Source organism: Pseudomonas sp. AL 58 (genome assembly GCF_036348395.1).
GTDB lineage: Bacteria > Pseudomonadota > Gammaproteobacteria > Pseudomonadales > Pseudomonadaceae > Aquipseudomonas > Aquipseudomonas defluvii.
Genome location: NZ_JAZBQR010000006.1, coordinates 87,243 through 104,585, shown reverse-complemented (window position 1 = coordinate 104,585; position 17,343 = coordinate 87,243). Strand labels below are relative to the sequence as shown.

15 protein-coding genes and 1 pseudogene are annotated in these 17,343 nt (G+C 60.9%); 12 read left to right on the top strand and 4 right to left on the bottom strand.

Annotated features, from left to right (window positions below):
- Window positions 1–22 precede the first annotated feature (22 nt).
- Window positions 23–2,548, top strand: a complete 2,526-nt coding sequence (gene hrpB / locus UIA24_RS09770) for an ATP-dependent helicase HrpB (protein ID WP_330522767.1) — start codon at window positions 23–25, stop codon at window positions 2,546–2,548.
- On the opposite strand, the gene UIA24_RS09765 is transcribed toward hrpB, so the two are convergent.
- On the bottom strand, window positions 2,549–3,628 hold the full coding sequence (locus UIA24_RS09765) for an endonuclease/exonuclease/phosphatase family protein (RefSeq protein WP_065760934.1): 1,080 nt from the start codon (window positions 3,626–3,628) through the stop codon (window positions 2,549–2,551).
- Between the two features lie 239 nt (window positions 3,629–3,867).
- On the opposite strand from UIA24_RS09765, the gene UIA24_RS09760 reads away from it, so the two are divergent.
- The 3 genes from UIA24_RS09760 to UIA24_RS09750 all read left to right on the top strand — a co-directional run bounded on the left by UIA24_RS09760 (window position 3,868) and on the right by UIA24_RS09750 (window position 5,816).
- On the top strand, window positions 3,868–4,617 hold the full coding sequence (locus tag UIA24_RS09760) for a DUF2076 domain-containing protein (RefSeq protein WP_102051681.1): 750 nt from the start codon (window positions 3,868–3,870) through the stop codon (window positions 4,615–4,617).
- A gap of 94 nt (window positions 4,618–4,711) precedes the next feature.
- The gene (locus UIA24_RS09755) at window positions 4,712–5,191 is read left to right on the top strand and encodes an NYN domain-containing protein (protein ID WP_099775881.1); all 480 of its coding nucleotides are present in this window, start codon (window positions 4,712–4,714) and stop codon (window positions 5,189–5,191) included.
- Between the two features lie 19 nt (window positions 5,192–5,210).
- Window positions 5,211–5,816, top strand: coding sequence for a 3'-5' exonuclease (locus tag UIA24_RS09750; RefSeq protein WP_065760937.1), 606 nt, complete (start codon window positions 5,211–5,213; stop codon window positions 5,814–5,816).
- On the opposite strand, the gene UIA24_RS09745 is transcribed toward UIA24_RS09750, so the two are convergent.
- Complete coding sequence (locus tag UIA24_RS09745; RefSeq protein WP_102051680.1) at window positions 5,813–6,271, bottom strand: Lrp/AsnC family transcriptional regulator; 459 nt, start codon at window positions 6,269–6,271, stop codon at window positions 5,813–5,815. The genes UIA24_RS09750 and UIA24_RS09745 overlap by 4 nt on opposite strands.
- A 149-nt stretch (window positions 6,272–6,420) precedes the next feature.
- Here UIA24_RS09745 and yedA point away from each other — a divergent pair, with 149 nt between their 5' ends.
- Together yedA and UIA24_RS09735 are read left to right on the top strand one after the other, a co-directional pair.
- Entirely contained in the window at window positions 6,421–7,353 is a 933-nt protein-coding gene (gene yedA / locus UIA24_RS09740; RefSeq protein WP_099775879.1) for a drug/metabolite exporter YedA, read from the top strand.
- A gap of 98 nt (window positions 7,354–7,451) precedes the next feature.
- Window positions 7,452–8,783, top strand: a complete 1,332-nt coding sequence (locus UIA24_RS09735) for a DEAD/DEAH box helicase (RefSeq protein WP_330522766.1) — start codon at window positions 7,452–7,454, stop codon at window positions 8,781–8,783.
- 49 nt (window positions 8,784–8,832) lie between these two features.
- On the opposite strand, the gene UIA24_RS09730 is transcribed toward UIA24_RS09735, so the two are convergent.
- Together UIA24_RS09730 and UIA24_RS09725 are read right to left on the bottom strand one after the other, a co-directional pair.
- The gene (locus tag UIA24_RS09730) at window positions 8,833–10,071 is read right to left on the bottom strand and encodes a TIGR03862 family flavoprotein (RefSeq protein WP_330522765.1); all 1,239 of its coding nucleotides are present in this window, start codon (window positions 10,069–10,071) and stop codon (window positions 8,833–8,835) included.
- A gap of 149 nt (window positions 10,072–10,220) precedes the next feature.
- Complete coding sequence (locus tag UIA24_RS09725) at window positions 10,221–11,132, bottom strand: histone deacetylase family protein (protein ID WP_330522764.1); 912 nt, start codon at window positions 11,130–11,132, stop codon at window positions 10,221–10,223.
- A 96-nt stretch (window positions 11,133–11,228) separates the two neighbouring features.
- Here UIA24_RS09725 and UIA24_RS09720 point away from each other — a divergent pair, with 96 nt between their 5' ends.
- From UIA24_RS09720 to UIA24_RS23300, 6 genes and pseudogenes are all read left to right on the top strand, one after another.
- Window positions 11,229–11,798 (top strand): GNAT family N-acetyltransferase, encoded by a 570-nt coding sequence (locus tag UIA24_RS09720; RefSeq protein WP_065760941.1) that lies wholly within the window; start codon window positions 11,229–11,231, stop codon window positions 11,796–11,798.
- 75 nt (window positions 11,799–11,873) lie between these two features.
- Window positions 11,874–12,743 (top strand): acyl-CoA thioesterase II, encoded by an 870-nt coding sequence (gene tesB, locus UIA24_RS09715; RefSeq protein ID WP_065760942.1) that lies wholly within the window; start codon window positions 11,874–11,876, stop codon window positions 12,741–12,743.
- Window positions 12,740–13,339: an HAD family hydrolase gene (locus UIA24_RS09710; RefSeq protein ID WP_330522763.1), complete on the top strand. Its 600-nt coding sequence runs from the start codon at window positions 12,740–12,742 to the stop codon at window positions 13,337–13,339. Before tesB ends, UIA24_RS09710 begins: the two co-directional genes overlap by 4 nt.
- 316 nt (window positions 13,340–13,655) lie before the next feature.
- Window positions 13,656–14,912, top strand: a complete 1,257-nt coding sequence (locus UIA24_RS09705; RefSeq protein ID WP_099775875.1) for an aromatic amino acid transport family protein — start codon at window positions 13,656–13,658, stop codon at window positions 14,910–14,912.
- 412 nt (window positions 14,913–15,324) lie between these two features.
- Window positions 15,325–16,881: a methyl-accepting chemotaxis protein gene (locus tag UIA24_RS09700; protein WP_330522762.1), complete on the top strand. Its 1,557-nt coding sequence runs from the start codon at window positions 15,325–15,327 to the stop codon at window positions 16,879–16,881.
- A 322-nt stretch (window positions 16,882–17,203) separates the two neighbouring features.
- Window positions 17,204–17,338: pseudogene (locus tag UIA24_RS23300) on the top strand (IS5/IS1182 family transposase); the annotation flags it as partial.
- Window positions 17,339–17,343 lie beyond the last annotated feature (5 nt).

Sequence of the window (17,343 nt, the reverse complement as noted above, 5' to 3'; positions counted from 1 at the left end):
GGCCCATTGTTTGAGGGCCACCATGATTTCATTACCGATCGACAACGTACTTCCCGCTCTGCGCCAAGCGCTGGGCCAACGCCATGAAGTGGTGCTGGAGGCGCCACCGGGCGCAGGCAAGACAACCCGCGTGCCACTGGCGTTGCTGGACGAGCCTTGGCTGGCCGGGCAGCGGATCCTGATGCTTGAGCCGCGCCGCCTGGCCGCACGTGCCGCAGCGGAGCGACTGGCCAGTGAGTTGGGGGAATCGGTCGGCGAAACGGTGGGCTATCGCATTCGCCTGGACAGTAAAGTCGGCCCGCGTACGCGCATCGAAGTCGTGACAGAGGGCATTCTGACGCGGCGCCTTCAGGAAGACCCTGCACTCGATGGCGTGGGCTTGTTGATCTTCGACGAGTTTCACGAGCGGAGTCTGGATGCGGATCTGGCCTTGGCCCTCAGTCTCAATGGGCGTGACCTGCTACGCGACGAGCCGCCGCTGAAGATCATGCTGATGTCGGCGACGCTGGAGGGCGAGCGGCTGTCGGCGTTGCTCGGTGACGCGCCGGTGGTCAGCAGCGAAGGGCGCATGTACCCGGTTGACGTGCGTTGGGGCAGGCCGTCCCAGCCCGGCGAGTTCATCGAGCCGCGCGTGGTCGATACGGTCCATCAGGCACTGGCCGACGAGCCGGGCAGCCTGCTGGTGTTCCTGCCGGGGCAGGCGGAAATTCGCCGCGTGCATGAAACGTTGCAGGCGTCGTTGGGTGGGCGGCAGGACATCCTGCTCTGCCCGCTACACGGTGAGCTCGAACTGAGTGCCCAGCGTGCAGCCATCGATGCACCCGCGCCGGGCGTGCGCAAGGTGGTATTGGCCACCAACATCGCCGAGACCAGCCTGACCATCGACGGTGTTCGGGTGGTTATTGATGCGGGGTTGGCACGGGTGCCTCGGTTCGACCCTGGCAGTGGCATGACGCGTCTGGACACCCAGCGAATCTCCCGCGCCAGTGCTACCCAGCGGGCGGGCCGGGCCGGGCGTCTTGAACCAGGCGTGTGCTACCGGCTTTGGTCCGAAGCGCAACATGATCAGTTGGCGGCATACGCCAGTGCGGAAATACTCCAGGCCGATCTGGCCGGGTTGGCGCTGCAACTGACCCGCTGGGGTGTGACGCCGGGGCAATTGAGCTGGCTCGATCAACCCCCTGCGGCGGCGTATGCACAGGCCCAGGACCTGTTACTGCGGCTTGGCGCGCTCAAGCCCGGGCAACTGCTCAGCCTGACCGCTCATGGCCAGGCAATGGCTGAGTTGCCGGCGCATCCACGTATTGCGCATTTGCTATTGCGTGGCCAGGCGCTTGGGTTGGCCGAGATGGCCTGCGATGTTGCGGCCCTGCTGGGGGAGCGCGACATTCTGCGCGGTGCGGGCGCCGACCTGCATAGCCGTTTGACCCTGCTCAGTGGTGAGACCCGTGCTTCCCGTGGTGGGCAGGGTGGTGTTCAGCGCGCGCGGCAATTGGCCCGGCAGTACCGTGGTTACTTGCGAGGAAAAGCATCGAGCGCAGTGCCAGACCCTGAGCATCCTCGCTGGCTTGGCGCGTTGCTGGCATTGGCGTATCCAGACCGTGTTGCACAGCAGCGCCGTGCCGGGGGCGCGGAGTACCGGCTGGCCAATGGGCGAGCGGCCCTGTTTGGTGAGGTCGATGCGCTGATGAAGGCGCCGTGGTTAGTAGTTGCTGATCTGGGCAGTCGTCAGGGCCAGCGTGAGGAGCGTATCTACCTGGCGGCCGAGTTCGACCCGGCGCTGTTCGATGGGGTGCTGGCCGAGCAGGTCGAGCGCCTTGATGTGCTCGACTGGGATGAGCGTGAAGGCGTGCTGCGTGCCGAGCGCCAGCGTAAGGTCGGGGAACTGATTTTGGCGCGCGAGCCGCTGACCGGCCTGGATGATGACGCCCGTGCCCGCGCATTGCTTGACCTGGTTCGGCGCAAGGGGCTGGAGTTGCTGCCGTGGACGCCGGAGTTGCGCCAATGGCAGGCCCGGGTGGCGTTGCTGCGTCAGCTGGACCTGGCCACAGGGGGCGACAGTGAATGGCCGGACCTGAGTGATGCGGCATTGTTGGCTGGCCTTGAGCAGTGGTTGCAGCCTTATCTGGGCAAGGTCACGCGCTTGAGCCATTTCGCCCAGCTCGACCTCTCTTCAATTGTCCGCAACTTGTTGCCCTGGCCGTTGCCGCAACGCCTGGACGAGTGGGCTCCGATGCACCTGAGTGTGCCGTCGGGTTCCAGTATTCGTCTGGATTACAGCGAGCATCCACCGATCCTTGCTGTGCGCCTGCAGGAGTTGTTCGGCCTGGCGGAAACGCCGCGTATTGCTCAGGGCCGCCTACAGGTCAAGCTGCACCTGCTGTCGCCTGCGCGTCGACCTGTGCAGGTCACTCAAGATCTGGCTAACTTCTGGCGCAGCACGTACAGCGAGGTCAAAAAAGACCTGAAGGGCCGTTACCCCAAGCACTATTGGCCCGATGACCCATTGGTAGCCGAAGCCACGGCGCGAGCCAAACCGCGCAAATAGTCAAGGCGCTACCGGCAGCAGCAGGCGAGCGCTCACAGGGAGGTGGTCGGAGATTTCCAGGGTGTCCTGCTGCAGCACCTGTGCGCTTACACGCGTGAGCTTGGGGCTGTGGAACAGGTAGTCGAGGGTTCGGTCCGGAGCGCTCACATTGGGGTCGTTGGGATAATGGGTAAGCCAGCGGGCGCGATCTGCACCGCTGGCCTCGGCATTGCTGGGGATCATGGGGTACGTGTCCCAGAGCAGGTGCAGGTCGCTGTCAGCCGCGTACAACCCGCGTTGCTGGGGCGTGAGGCGCCGGTACTGTCCGAGTGGCAGCATGTTGAAATCCCCTCCAATCAACCATGCCGCGCCTTGGCGTTCCAGGCTGCCAAGTTGTTTAACTAGCGCCTGAACCTGTTGGCGCTGAACATCATTCTGCGTTTCATAGTGCGCCAGGCGGGTGTTGAGCACCGCCAATTGGCCGCCGTCACGCAGTGGCAGGTAACTGGCCAGCACCGCGTGCTGGGGCTGGAGCAGGCGACTCAGTGCATTGCTCGCGGTTGTCGGCAGTTGCAGGCGTTGAGCCTTGCTGATCGGGTAACGGCTCAGGGTTGCCAGGCTGCGGCCAACACTGCCGAAAACATGCCAGTCCGGGACAAACTCCGCTTTCCAGTCGTAGGCCTGTACCGCACACGGATAGAGGTCGACCAGGCGTTCACGCAACAACGCCAGTTGATCGTGATAGCCCGTGGCCTTGGCATTGTTGTCCAGTTCCTGGAGCAGAACGATATCGGGTTGTTCGGCACGAATCACGCGGGCTACCTCGTCGAGGTTATGCGCGAGGTCTTCAGCGGTGGGCCGTGTATCGCTGCCGCGTCCTTCGTCGTACCAGAAGACGTAGCGCTTGCCGGCCAGATACTGCACGTTCCAGGTCATGACCTTGAGTGCCTGACCAGGCACCAGCGGCGTGCTGCTGGCCGTACAACTGACGGGCAGGTCTTCGCGGGGGGCAGGTTGCCAGCTCAGGTGTGAGGCCAGCGTCCAGAGCAGGGCAATGGTCAGTAACAGCGTAAGCAGGGTATTGCGCAGTAATCGGATCATCGGCGCGGCTTGGCGGGTTCCGGGTGATGCCTGAGCATACCCTAGCTACGGGGTCTCTACCGTTGGTCAGAAAGAAATACCGTGCGGTGAAGCGAACGTGGGGTAGATTCTTTAGTCCATATCGCATCCCCGAGGGCCATTGACCTGAAAAAAGTTTCATCCTTCAGGTGCATTGAATCACTGGCCGCGGCCCCTATTTTCAGTGAGTCTGTTTCTCCAGTTATCCAACGAGGTTGTTCATGAACAGCGAAGAGCAAGCCCTGATCGATGGCCTGTTTGCCAAGCTCAAGCAGGCTGAGGCCACGTCTGCGCCACGAGACGCCCAGGCTCAAGCGCGTATCGCCGAGCACCTGCAGCAGCAGAGTGCGGCCCCGTACTACATGACTCAGGCAATTCTGGTTCAGGAGGCTGCCATCAAGCGCCTCGACGAACAGAACAAGCAACTGCAAGCCGAACTCACCCAGGCGAAGGCTCAAGTCGCGGCGACGACCCAAAGCAGCGGTGGGTTTCTGTCCGGCATCTTCGGCAGCGGCACTCGACAGCCTCAACCTCAACCGGTTGCCAGTCAGCCAGTCTCGCCTCCGCCCACCAGCACTGGCGGTTGGCGCGAGCCGGCTCCGGCCAGTTCGTTCAACGCACCGGGCGTCGCGCCGCAACCGCAAGCGTATGCACAGCCTGCTGCTGCGCCAGCCCGTGGCGGTGCCAGCAGTTTCCTGGGTGGTGCCTTGCAAACCGCCGCTGGCGTTGCCGGTGGGGTGATGCTCGCACAAGGCATCAGCAGCCTGTTCAATCATCACTCGCAGCCTGAAACCGTTACCGAGGTGATCAAGGAAGAACCGGCACCGGCCAGCGACAGCGGCTGGGGAAGCAATGATGAGCAGCGCTTGACCGCCGACAATAGCGGTTATGGCAATGATCAGGGCGGCTTCATGGGCACCGACTACAGCGACGATGGCGGCTTCTTCAGCGACGACGACTCCTACGTCTGAGCCGCGAGTACCCGCATTCGCCCTGGGGCTGGCATACTGTGCGCCGAAACGGCTGACACAGGTGGCCGGTCCCTGGGCGTAATGAGGAAGTACGGTGAAGAAAATCGCAGTGTTCGCCGATGTGCAGAACCTCTACTACACCGTGCGCCAGGCCTATGGCTGTCACTTCAACTATGCCGCGTTCTGGGCTGATGTCAGCCAACACGGGCAGATCGTCGAGGCCGTTGCCTATGCCATCGACCGTGGTGACAGCAAGCAACAGCAGTTTCAGCAGATCCTGCGCAACCTCGGTTTTACGGTCAAACTCAAGCCTTATATCCAGCGCAGCGATGGCTCGGCCAAGGGCGATTGGGATGTGGGCATCACCCTGGATGTGATGGATGCTGCCGCACGGGTTGATGAAGTGGTACTCGCCTCGGGCGATGGTGACTTCGACCTGCTGCTTGAACGCATTATCAGCCGTCATGGGGTCGAAGCGGTCGCTTATGGCGTGCCGGGGCTCACCGCCAATTCACTGATCCGCGCCGCCAGTCGCTACGTGCCCATCGAAGGCGAGTTGCTGCTCAAGCATTGAGTTCAAACCAGAGGTTCTTGTGGAACGTATCGCTGTCATCGACTTTGAAACCACCGGTATTTCTCCGGGCCCCGGTTGCCGCGCCACCGAGGTGGCCGTGGTCATGCTTGAAGACGGGCGTATTGTCGAGCGTTACCAGAGCCTGATGAATGCCGGGCTTGCGGTGCCTGCCTTTGTCGCCGGGCTGACCGGTATCACCACTGCCATGCTGCGCAGTGCGCCGCCGGTCGCCAAGGTCATGAACGAGGTCGCTGAGTTTGTGGGCGACACGCCATTGCTGGCGCACAACGCGGCCTTCGACCAGAAGTTCTGGGATTACGAGCTGGCACAGATCAACCGTCAGCGTACCCAGCACTTTGCCTGCTCGATGCTGCTGTCCCGACGCCTGCTGCCAGCCGCGCCGAACCACAAACTGGGCACCCTGACCCGCTGGGCTGGCTTGCCGGACACCGGTACCGCTCACCGGGCCATGGCCGACGCCGAGATGGCTGCCAACCTGGCTCAGCACCTGGCCGATGAGTTGCGTTTGCGCCACGGCGTGAGTGCAGTCTCGCACCCGTTGTTCTGCAGTTTGCAGAAAGTACCCGCGGCGAAAATCGCCGAAACGCTCAAGCGCTATCGCTAGGCTTTTTTCGCCGGGTTATCCAGCTGCCCCAAGGGCACGCGCCGTTCGACCGCACTCGAGAGAATGATCGAGGTCTTGCTGAAGCCGAACTGGGCAACCCGGTTGATCAGGTCTTCCAGTTCCGGCATCGAGCCGACAGCCGCCTGCATGATCACGCAGGGGTCGCCCGTGACCCGGTGGCACTCGGTGAGCTGAGGGATCTGCGTCAGCGCCTCGTAAGCCTGTTGATTGCCATGGCTGGCCAGGCGCAGTTCGATCACGCACTGGATAGGCAGGCCTATCTTGCTCATGTCGACCTTGGCCTGATAGCCGGTTATTACCCCGCTGGCTTCCAGTTTGGCCACCCGCTCGGCGACCGCCGGTGCCGACAGGTTAACCTTGCGGGCCAACTGAGCGAAGGACGCGCGGCCATTTTCCAGCAGCGCGGCGAGGAGCATCCGATCGTATTTATCCATGGTGCGAGAGATCTTTTGAAAAGAAGGTTATGGGCCTGAGCAACCTTTGTTTAGAAACTGTTACGGCACTATAAACAGGTTTTGTAGCTTAAGTTTAGTTGGGCTGCTTTCTAAACTAATCCCCTTACTTACTCGATTTCGAGCCTGCCATGCCTGCCTCTCGTCGCTTTCCACTGTTATTGATCGGTGCCTTCCTTGCGTTGTATCTGGTCTGGGGCTCGACGTACCTGGTGATTCGCATCGGTGTGGAGTCCTGGCCGCCGTTGTTGATGGCGGGGGTGCGTTTCATGATTGCCGGTACCTTGCTTTATGCGTTCCTGCGCTGGCGTGGGGTGCCCGCACCGACCTGGCCGCAATGGCGCGCGGCCGGAGCGATCGGCGTATTGCTGCTCAGTTGCGGTAACGGAGGCGTAACGGTCGCCGAGCATGCCGGGGTCGCCTCCGGGGTTGCGGCCTTGGCGGTTGCGACCGTGCCATTGTTCACACTGTTGTTTGGCCTGTTGTGGGGGCAGCGCAACACGCGTCTGGAGTGGGCAGGGATTCTTCTCGGGTTGCTGGGTATTGGTTTGCTTAACCTGGGCTCGAACCTTCAGGCGAGCCCGCTGGGTGCGGCCCTGATTCTGTTTGCGGCAGCCTCCTGGGCGTTTGGTTCAGTGTGGAGCAAAAGCCTGCCACTGCCTCAGGGGCCGATGGCCAGTGCGGCAGAAATGCTGGTGGGCGGCCTGGTGTTGCTGCTGGGTAGCGCACTCAGCGGTGAGCGCATGACGCAGATGCCGACCGCTGCGGGTTGGGGAGCATTGGCCTACCTGGTGTTTTTCGGCTCGATCCTGGCCTTTAGCGCGTACATGTACTTGCTCAAGCATGTGCGCCCGGCAGCGGCCACCAGCTACGCCTACGTCAACCCGGCAGTGGCGGTGCTGCTGGGCATTGTCTTTGCGGGCGAGCAGATTGGCTTCGAGGAGTGTCTGGCCATGGCGGTGATCATTGGTGCCGTCGTGCTGATTGGTGTTCCTCAGTGGCGTAAGCCGAGTGCCGCCAGCGTTCCGGCTGTCGAGGTGGGCAAAGAAGCGTTTTCCAAGTAAAGGGGGCGTTGTGGCAGTTTTGACAACGGCGTGCTGCATGCCGGGGCGTCGAACAAGGTAAACTGCCGCCATTGCTGAATTCCCCTGACGGTATTGCCATGACATTCGCCAAACTTGGCCTGATTGAACCTTTGCTGCGCGCGCTTGAGCGCCTCGACTACCACTCGCCGACGCCGATTCAGGCGCAAGCCATTCCGGCAGTGCTGGCCGGGCGCGACCTGATGGCGGCCGCCCAGACCGGTACCGGCAAAACGGCCGGGTTTGCCTTGCCGCTGCTGCAGCGCCTGACGATGGAAGGTGCCAAGGTTGCCAGCAACTCGGTGCGTGCGCTGGTGCTGGTGCCGACGCGTGAACTGGCCGAGCAGGTTCACCGCAATGTCCAGGACTATGCCGAACACCTGCCGCTCAGCACCTATGCGGTGTACGGCGGGGTGAGCATCAACCCGCAGATGATGAAGCTACGCAAAGGCGTCGACCTGCTGGTTGCAACCCCGGGGCGCCTGTTGGACCTGTTCCGGCAGAATGCACTGAAGTTCAATCAGCTTCAGGCGCTGGTGCTGGATGAGGCCGATCGCATGCTTGATCTGGGCTTCTCCGAGGAGCTGCGGGCGATTTATGCCGTGTTGCCTAACCGTCGCCAGACCCTGCTGTTCTCGGCCACTTTCTCCGACGAGATTCGCCTGCTGGGCGGGCAGATGCTCAATGAACCGCTGAGCATCGAGGTCAGTCCGCGTAACGTTGCGGCAAGCACGGTCAAACAGTGGATTGTCCCTGTGGACAAGAAGCGCAAGCCAGAGTTGTTCAGCCACCTGATGCGCAAGCAGCGCTGGAAGCAGGTGCTGGTGTTTGCCAAGACCCGCAATGGTGTCGATCAACTGGTGGAGCGCCTGCGCGGTCAAGGTGTGAATGCCGACGGTATTCACGGCGACCGTCCACAGGCGACACGCCAGCGGGCACTGGACAGCTTCAAGGCCAACGAAATCCAGATCCTGGTGGCGACAGATGTGGCCGCCCGTGGCCTGGATATCGACGACCTGCCGCTGGTGGTGAACTTCGACCTGCCGATCGTGGCTGAGGACTACATTCACCGTATTGGCCGCACCGGTCGTGCTGGCAACACCGGTGAAGCGATCTCGCTGGTGTGTGCTGATGAAGTGCAACTGCTCTCGGCCATTGAAACCCTGACCCGCAAAACCCTGCCGCGTCACGAAGAGCCGGATTTCGCGCCAGAGCACCGGGTACCGGTGACCGACGCCAGTGGGCAGATCCTGAAAAAGCCGAAGAAACCGAAGAAGCCGAAAGAGGGTGGTGCCAAGCGCAGCCTTGGTCGTTGGCTGGACAGCGGTGAAACGCCTGCAGCCGCACCACAGGCCAAGCCTGTACGTAAGGTGCCGACCTTCAACACCGGCCCGCGCAAGCGCAAGCCGTAATCGCTCGGTCATCGTATGCGTCGGCGCTGCCGACGCATACACGTGTGGCTTATGGGTGCTTCAACCACTCCAGCATGCCCAGCCCGGCCCGACGCCCACTGGCAAAGCAGGCGGTGAGCAGATAGCCACCGGTGGGCGCTTCCCAGTCCAGCATTTCCCCCGCGCAGAAAACCCCAGGTAACTGGCGCAGCATCAAATGTTCGTCCAGCGCTTCGAAGGTCACCCCGCCAGCACTGCTGATGGCTTCGTCCAGTGGGCGAGGGCGCACCAGCGTGACCGGCAGCGCTTTGATCGCGCGAGCCAGTAGCAGCGGGTCGGCAAAGGTCGTTTGGTCGGTCAGCTCACGCAACAGGGCGGCCTTGACCCCGTCCAGGCCCAACTGGCTGTGAAGGTGCTTGGCCATTGAGCGCGATCCACGGTGCTTGGCCAGTGCTGCGGCAATGTTATCCACAGGCTTGTTGGGCAACAGATCCAGTAGCAGCGTGGCATGGCCGTCGCGGTTGATGGTCTCGCGGATCTGCGCCGACAAGGCATAGACCAGGCTGCCCTCGAGGCCGAGTTCAGTGACCACGCACTCACCCAGGCGCGGCGCTTGGCCTGGCAGGCTCATGGCGATGTTTTTCAGTGGCGCGCCGGCAAACTTCTCTTTCAACAGCGCGCTCCAGGCCTCGACCTCGAAGCCGCTGTTGGCCGCCTGTAGCGGCGCGGTTTCGATGCCGCGCGCTTTCAGCAAGGGCAACCAGGCGCCGTCCGATCCGAGCCGTGCCCAACTGCCGCCACCAAGTGCCAGCAACACCGCATCCGGTTTGAGCGATAGCTCACCCTGTGGGTAACACATGCGTAAGCTGCCTTCGCTCGTCCAGCCGAGCCAGCGGTGACGGGTGTGGATAACCACACCGCTGTCGCGTAAGCGCTTGAGCCAGGCGCGTAGCAGGGGCGCGGCTTTCATGTCGCGGGGGAACACCCGGCCGGAGCTGCCGATGAAGGTCTCGATGCCCAGGCCGTGAATCCACTGACGCAGGGCGTCTGCGTCAAAGTCGTCGAGCAGCGCCTTGATCTCGTCGGCACGCTCGGCGTAGCGCGAGACAAAGGCCGGGTAGGGTTCTGAATGGGTAATGTTCATACCGCCGACGCCGGCCAGCAGGAACTTGCGGCCCACCGAAGGCATGGCGTCGTAAAGGTCGACTGCAATCCCGGCCTGGCCAAGCACTTCGGCGGCCATCAGCCCAGCCGGGCCGCCCCCGATGATAGCGACGTGTGGGCGGTGCGGGTGAGAGGTCTCAGTCATGGTGGGCTGCAAGCGATTGAAAAGAGCCGGCATTCTACCTGAGGCGGGGGCCGGGAAACACTGTACAAAAAATGATCGGCATTCTGCAGGCCACGCCGATCAAGGGCTGGGCTGGCTTTCACTCAGGTTATCCACAGGCGGCTCCACAGTCATTGTGGGTAAAGTACCCGGTGTGCGCTGTGGTGCAGAATGCCGTGGCGCCGTGCCAGGGCCTGGCGATCCTTGCTGTAGCCGCCGCCAATCAGGCCAACCACCGGGATATCACGCCCCAGGCAATGGCGCAGTACGCATTCATCGCGGGCGGCAACCCCCGCGTCGGTCAGTTGCAGGTAGCCCAGGGCATCATCCTTGTGGACATCGACCCCCGCGTCGTAAAGCACCAGGTCGGGCTGGTAGAGGGGCAGCAGGTAGTTCAGTGCATCCTCGACCACCCTCAGGTAGTCGGCATCACCCATGCCCCGAGGTAGCGGAATGTCCCAGTCACTCTGGGCCTTGCGCGCCGGGAAATTCTGCTCGCAGTGCAGTGAAACGGTGATGGCGTCCGGTGTGTCGTGAAGAATGCGTGCGGTGCCGTCGCCCTGGTGAACATCGCAATCGAAGATCAGGACGCGATGCACGCGGCCGGCTTCCAGCAGGTAACGGCTGATCACGGCCAGGTCGTTGAAAATGCAGAATCCGGCAGGATGGTCATAATGAGCATGATGGGTCCCTCCCGCCAGGTGGCAGGCGATACCGTGCTTAAGTGCCTGTTCGGCGGCCAGCAATGAGCCGCCGACCGCCCGTACGGTTCGACGCGCGAGTGCTTCGCTCCACGGCAAGCCAAGGCGGCGCAGGTCCTCTCGGGAAAGTGCGCCGTCCATGTAGCGCGCGATGTAGTCGCGATCATGGGCCAGCGCGAGAATCTCGTTTGGGCACAGCTCGGGGCGCAGCAGTGCCTGATCGGTAGTCAGCCCACTGTCGATCAGGTGGTCGCGCAACAGACGGAACTTGTCCATCGGAAAACGGTGCTCGGCGGGAAAGTCCGGGCTGTAGTCGTCATGGTAAATCAGGGGAAGGGGCATGGCAGCTTCGCGACGAGATCAAGCCTTGATCTTGCCAGTTGTGGGGGCTGCGGTGCCAGCGTTGTACAGGCATAGCGCTAGAGAGAGGAACAGGCCATGACCCCCATACTGGAGCTGGAAAGCGCGCGGCTGGTGTTGCGCCAATGGCAGGACGACGACTTGCGCGAGTTTGCTGCGATGTGTGCCGACCCCCAGGTAATGCGCTATTTCCCGGCGCCACTGACGCGCCTGGAAAGCGCCGCGCTGATTGGGCGCCTGCGTGGTCATTTTGCGGAATACGGTTTTGGTTTGTGGGCGCTGGAGCGCAAGGACAGTGGTGCGTTTATCGGCATGACCGGCCTGCTCAACGTCAACTTCAATGCGGGCTTCGCTCCTGCGGTGGAAATCGGTTGGCGCTTGGCGCGGCGTCACTGGGGGCTAGGCTTTGCCAGTGAGGCGGCCTGGACCTGCCTACGCTGCGCGTTCGCACAGTTGGGGCTGGAGCAGGTGGTGTCATTTACCAGCGAAAGCAACCTGCCGTCGCAGAAAGTCATGCAGGCCATCGGCATGCAGGCTGACCCTGACAGCAACTTCGAGCACCCGAGAATTCCACCGGGGCATCCACTGCGCCCGCATGTTCTGTACCGGATCAATCGGACGCAATGGCAAACAACCCTGCGCGGGTGAATCACCGAACATAACGGCCAGCAATGACAAACCCTGTATCATTTGACCACTGGGCATTGCTTTGGAGAATCTCGAATGAGCCACGTGTTGGACGATCTGGTCGACCTGCTGAGTCTGGAAGCGATCGAGGAAAACCTGTTTCGTGGGCGTAGCCAAGACCTCGGCTTTCGTCAGTTGTATGGTGGCCAGGTACTCGGCCAGTCGCTTTCCGCCGCCACCCAGACCGTAGAAGAAGCACGCCATGTGCATTCGCTGCACGGTTACTTTCTGCGCCCAGGCGATGCGTCTATGCCGGTGGTGTACTCGGTAGACCGTGTGCGTGATGGCGGCAGTTTCAGCACCCGGCGGGTAACGGCGATCCAGAAAGGGCAGCCCATCTTTACCTGCAGCGCTTCATTCCAGTACGACGAAGAAGGGTTCGAGCATCAGGCGCAGATGCCGGACGTGGTAGGCCCGGAAAACCTCCCGTCGGAAGTGGAAATTGCCGAACGTATGGCCGAGCACATACCAGAGCAACTGCGCGAAAAGCTGCTCTGCGCCAAGCCGATCGAAGTGCGCCCGGTGACCGAGAAAGACCCATTCAACCCGCAGCCAGGTGACCCGATCAAGTACGCCTGGTTCCGTGCCGACGGCAACCTGGCTGACTCGCCGGCATTGCACAAATACATCCTCGCCTATGCGTCGGATTTTGGCCTGCTGACCACCTCGTTGATGCCGCATGGCAAATCGGTCTGGCACAAGGACATGCAACTGGCCAGCCTTGATCATGCCTTGTGGTTTCACGGCAACCTGCGCGCCGATGACTGGTTGCTGTACGCGATGGACAGCCCTTGGGCGGGCAATGCCCGTGGTTTCTCGCGCGGCAATATCTTCAACCGTGCTGGGCAACTGGTGGCATCGTCGTGCCAGGAAGGGCTCATTCGCCATCGCAAGGACTGGGCATGAACCTGCACCACATTCGTCATTGGGTGTTTGACATGGACGGCACCCTGACGGTTGCCGTGCACGATTTTGCCGCCATCCGCGAAGCGCTGGACATTCCCGCCGAAGACGACATCTTGACCCATCTGGCGGCCCTTCCAGCAGAGGAAGCCGCCGCCAAGCATGCCTGGTTGCTGGAACATGAGCGTGACCTGGCTATCGCATCGCGCCCGGCGACGGGGGCGGTTGAGCTGGTGCGTGAACTGGTCGCGCGCGACTGCCAGCTGGGCATCCTCACCCGTAATGCCCGTGAACTGGCGCATGTCACGCTGGAGGCCATTGGCCTGGCGGACTGTTTCCCCGTGCGAAGCATTTTGGGCCGCGACGAAGCACCCCCCAAGCCGCATCCGGGAGGGTTGCTCAAGCTGGCCGAGGCCTGGGATGTCTCGCCGAACGAGATGGTCATGGTGGGTGACTACCGCTTTGACCTCGACTGCGGTCGTGCGGCAGGTACACGTACCATTCTGGTCAACCTGCCGGACAATCCCTGGCCAGCGCTCACTGACTGGCATGCGGCGGATTGCCGGGCATTGCATGCCCTGCTGCGCACTGGCTTGTAGGTTCAGCGCATCCGTCGTATCGGCAAAAAGCGATCTGATCTCCTGAGTTTTCCCCTCGCTCCTGCAGCGCTCGTTTCGCCCGGCATATGTCGGGCGAAACGAGCTGCCCCTCAATGAAACCGCTCTATATCAAGTGTTACAGGCCGTGTCTGTGCATGGCGTTTCGCCTTATGTGGGGGTTATTTCAAACACCTTGTGTGATATTTTGCGCGCCGCTCTAGAAATCAAGACACGGAAGTCGTCTCACAAAGGCGGGTTCTGTGACGCACCAGTTCAGGTGCATCCGGTATCAAATACGTAGTGAGTGTGATTGATCATGAGTACATCCCCTAACGCAGCCGCACGAGGCGCGGACCACGCCGAGGCGACTGAGTCCTCAGGCCTGGAGGTCAAACGGCTGACCTTCGTCGAGGCTGTGGCAATGATCGTGGGTACCAACATTGGTGCCGGTGTGTTGTCCATGGCCTATGCCAGTCGCAAGGCCGGCTACATGCCGCTGCTGCTGTGGTTGGCCGTGGCGGGCATATTCACCACCATCTCCATGTTGTATGTCTCGGAAACGGCGCTGCGTACCCGTAGCCATCACCAGCTCAGCGGCCTGGCTCAACGCTATGTCGGCTCGTTCGGTGCCTGGGCAATCTTTCTGTCGGTAGCGGTCAACAGTATTGGCGCATTGATCGCCTACATGAGCGGCAGCGGCAAGATTCTCAGTCAGTTCTTCGGTATCAGCCCTGCGCTGGGCAGCCTGTTGTTCTTCGCCCCTGCAGCGCTGGTGCTGTATTTGGGCTTGAAAGCCATTGGCAAGGGTGAAAAGTTCATCAGTATCGGTATGGTCTCGATGACCCTGGTGCTGGTCGTCGCAACGCTTGTTCATGAGAACACGAACTTCGCCAACCTGCTCGAAGGCGACTGGGTCTACATGATTCCGGTGTTCAACATTGCCGTGTTCTGCTTCTCGGCCCAGTACGTAGTGCCGGAAATGGCCCGTGGTTTCAGCCATGCGCCCAAGCGCCTGCCGGTGGCTGTCATTACCGGCATGGTGATCACCTTCGTGCTGCTGGCCATTGTGCCAATGTCGGTCATCTCGCTGAACGGTCTGGAAAACCAGACGGAAGTTGCGACCCTGGCCTGGGGGCAGGCGTTAGGCCAGTGGGCGTTCTACACCGCCAACACCTTTGCCCTGTGCGCGATGATGACCTCCTATTGGGGCCTGGGCGGTAGCTTCCTGACCAACATCTTCGACAAGTTCCCGAAGCTGGGCGCCGAGAGCCATCCAAAGAGCCGCCTGATGGTATTGGCCATCGTTTGCGTACCGCCATTCCTGCTGGCCTATAGCGGTATGGTGGGTTTCGTCAGTGCGTTGTACTTTGCCGGCGTATTCAGTGGTGTGATTCTGTCGATCATGCCGATCCTGATGCTGCGTTCGGCACGCAAATACGGTGACATCGAGCCCGCCTGGAAGTGCGGCTGGATCGCCCATCCTGTGCTGCAGTGCATGGTGGTAGTACTGTACCTGTGCAGCATGCTGTATGCGATTTCCAGCGCGCTGGGTTGGTTGCCATCCGGCTGGTAAGCACCTACGCAAACAACAAAGCCCGCACTAAGCGGGCTTTGTTGTTTCTGGCCTCAAGGGCTGCAGGGTGTTGGTGAAAGGTTTCATCACCTGGCATTGAGCGTGACATGATTTTTGCCTCGACGGAAATTCGACCAAAGCATCGAAGCGGCTGTCTGGCCTCCCGGTTCCTGGGTAAGCGCTGCTTGAGTCGTTGCGGGTGTCACGTAAAAAGCCCCGGGCAGCGTGGCCTGCAAGGCATCAGGCGTGGATTGACATGCCTCGTGGCGCTTAAAAAATTTCTGACGAGCGGTCTATCCTGCGGGTTATAGCCCTCCTGGCAGGTTTTTTCGGGGTTAAGCAGCAAAGCCTTTGGCCGATAGTCAGGTCACTACTTTTTCAATGTGCACCTGCATTTCTGCCTGGAGTCTTTATGTTCGGCTGGATCAGCAACATCCGTGTCAGCGCCAAATTGGGTTGGGGTTTTGGCCTGGTGTTGGGGCTTACGTTGTTACTGGCTATCACAGGGTGGTATGCGCTCAACACCCTTACCGAGCGTGGCGAGAAGATCGAGAAGATTGCGCTGGTCAGCGACTACACCAAAGACCTGCGTATTCAGCGCCTGCGCATGGGGAGCAACCTTCAAGCTGAAGGCTTGAGCCCCTTACAGCAGATTCTGGATAAATTGGCGGCCCACCTGGAAAGCATCGAACATCATTTCGAAGCGCCCACCGACCTGGACTTGATCCGCCAGCAGCGTCAGTCGATAGATGAGTACCGGCAGATCCTGCAGGCGTTGAGCCAGCCCAACGCGGATACCGCGTCCTTGTTCAAACACATGGCGCAGTTGGGCGATGTGCTCATCAACACCACGCAGCAACTGATCCAGTCGCAAAATGCCAAGCGTGACAGCGATGCAGCGTCTGCCAAGGCCACGCTGAGTATTGTCACTGTATTGGCTATGCTGTTTGGCGTCTTGGCGGCCTGGGTCATTACCCGGCAGATCGTCAACCCGCTGCAGCATACCCTCCAGGTGGTGGAGCGCATTGCTCATGGCGATCTGAGCCAGGACGTGCACGTCAATCGGCGCGACGAGTTGGGCCAACTGCAGTCCCGGCTCGACCAGATGACCGTCAGCCTGCGTGAGTTGATCGATGGCATTCGCACCAGTGTGATCCGGGCGACCAGCGCAGCTGAAGAACTGTCTGCGGTGACCGAGCAAACCAGTGCCGGCGTGAACAGCCAGAAAGCTGAAACCGACCATGTCGCCACCGCCATGAACGAAATGACCGCGACCGTGCAGGATGTTGCACGCAACGCCGAAGAAGCCTCTGAAGCGGCCTCCATGGCCGACCAGCAAGCCAGCGAAGGTGAACGCGTCGTGGCCGAGGCCATTGAAAAGATCGAGCGCCTTGCCCAGGAAGTGGGGCATTCGGCAGATGCGGTGGGCCATCTGAAGGAACAAAGCGACAAGATCGGCGGCGTGCTGGATGTGATCAAAGCAGTGGCCCAGCAGACCAACCTGCTGGCGCTGAACGCAGCGATTGAAGCCGCCCGTGCTGGTGAGGCCGGGCGTGGTTTTGCCGTCGTTGCCGATGAAGTCCGCCACCTGGCCTTGCGCACCCAGCAGTCTACTGAGGAAATCGAATCCCTGGTCGCCGGCGTACAAAGCAGTACCCAAGCGGTTGCCGTGAGCATGGACAGCAGCCGGCAGATGAGCGAAAGCAGTGTGGAATCCACCCGGCGTGCAGTCACCGCGCTGGAGAACATCACCCGCACAGTCTCCACCATCCAACTGATGAACCAGCAGATTGCCACCGCATCTGAACAGCAAAGTGCTGTGGCGGAGGAGATCAACCGCAGTGTGATCAACGTGCGCGACATCTCCGACCAGACGGCGAGCGCCTGTGAAGAGACCGCCTCGTCAAGCATCGAACTGGCACGGCTCGGTCATGAGCTGGAAGTGTTGGTGGGGCGTTTCAAGGTCTGAACTGAGACAAACGCCGCCCTAATAGGCAAAAAAAGGCACTTGCGAGGTTCGTTAAGTGCCTTTTCTGTTTTGTGTATTTGGCCGGGGTGATCTGAAACGTTTCCCCAATAGATTAATTTCAAAGGGTCATTTTTTGTTTGAAGATATATTTGGAATACCGTTTGGAATAACGCAAGTATCGGGTTGACGACGCAGAGAGTACGGTAGGTGCCGAGTTGCATCCCTACTGTTGCGCTCTCCTAGATCACCTCTGAGGAAGTCAGCACTGGTTAGACGACCTGTGCTGAGTTGCCCTCCATCAACCCTCAATAGGCACCACCCGGTGAGTCGGATGAGCTTTTCCGATATGGAGTACGCCTGTAAGCGCAAGAAAACCTGCTGTGAGCGTTTCCTGGCCGAGATGAATGAAATCAGCACCTTAGCTGTTTGCCGATACTGGCTCGAAGCTATCCAACCGGTTAT

What these genes read in the sequence shown, in the direction of transcription:
- hrpB (WP_330522767.1), top strand. Translation starts at nt 23, where the DNA reads ATGATTTCATTACCGATCGACAACGTACTTCCCGCTCTGCGCCAAGCG.
- UIA24_RS09765 (WP_065760934.1), bottom strand. Translation starts at nt 3,628, where the DNA reads ATGATCCGATTACTGCGCAATACCCTGCTTACGCTGTTACTGACCATT.
- UIA24_RS09760 (WP_102051681.1), top strand. Translation starts at nt 3,868, where the DNA reads ATGAACAGCGAAGAGCAAGCCCTGATCGATGGCCTGTTTGCCAAGCTC.
- UIA24_RS09745 (WP_102051680.1), bottom strand. Translation starts at nt 6,271, where the DNA reads ATGGATAAATACGATCGGATGCTCCTCGCCGCGCTGCTGGAAAATGGC.
- yedA (WP_099775879.1), top strand. Translation starts at nt 6,421, where the DNA reads ATGCCTGCCTCTCGTCGCTTTCCACTGTTATTGATCGGTGCCTTCCTT.
- UIA24_RS09735 (WP_330522766.1), top strand. Translation starts at nt 7,452, where the DNA reads ATGACATTCGCCAAACTTGGCCTGATTGAACCTTTGCTGCGCGCGCTT.
- UIA24_RS09730 (WP_330522765.1), bottom strand. Translation starts at nt 10,071, where the DNA reads ATGACTGAGACCTCTCACCCGCACCGCCCACACGTCGCTATCATCGGG.
- UIA24_RS09725 (WP_330522764.1), bottom strand. Translation starts at nt 11,132, where the DNA reads ATGCCCCTTCCCCTGATTTACCATGACGACTACAGCCCGGACTTTCCC.
- UIA24_RS09720 (WP_065760941.1), top strand. Translation starts at nt 11,229, where the DNA reads ATGACCCCCATACTGGAGCTGGAAAGCGCGCGGCTGGTGTTGCGCCAA.
- tesB (WP_065760942.1), top strand. Translation starts at nt 11,874, where the DNA reads ATGAGCCACGTGTTGGACGATCTGGTCGACCTGCTGAGTCTGGAAGCG.
- UIA24_RS09710 (WP_330522763.1), top strand. Translation starts at nt 12,740, where the DNA reads ATGAACCTGCACCACATTCGTCATTGGGTGTTTGACATGGACGGCACC.
- UIA24_RS09705 (WP_099775875.1), top strand. Translation starts at nt 13,656, where the DNA reads ATGAGTACATCCCCTAACGCAGCCGCACGAGGCGCGGACCACGCCGAG.
- UIA24_RS09700 (WP_330522762.1), top strand. Translation starts at nt 15,325, where the DNA reads ATGTTCGGCTGGATCAGCAACATCCGTGTCAGCGCCAAATTGGGTTGG.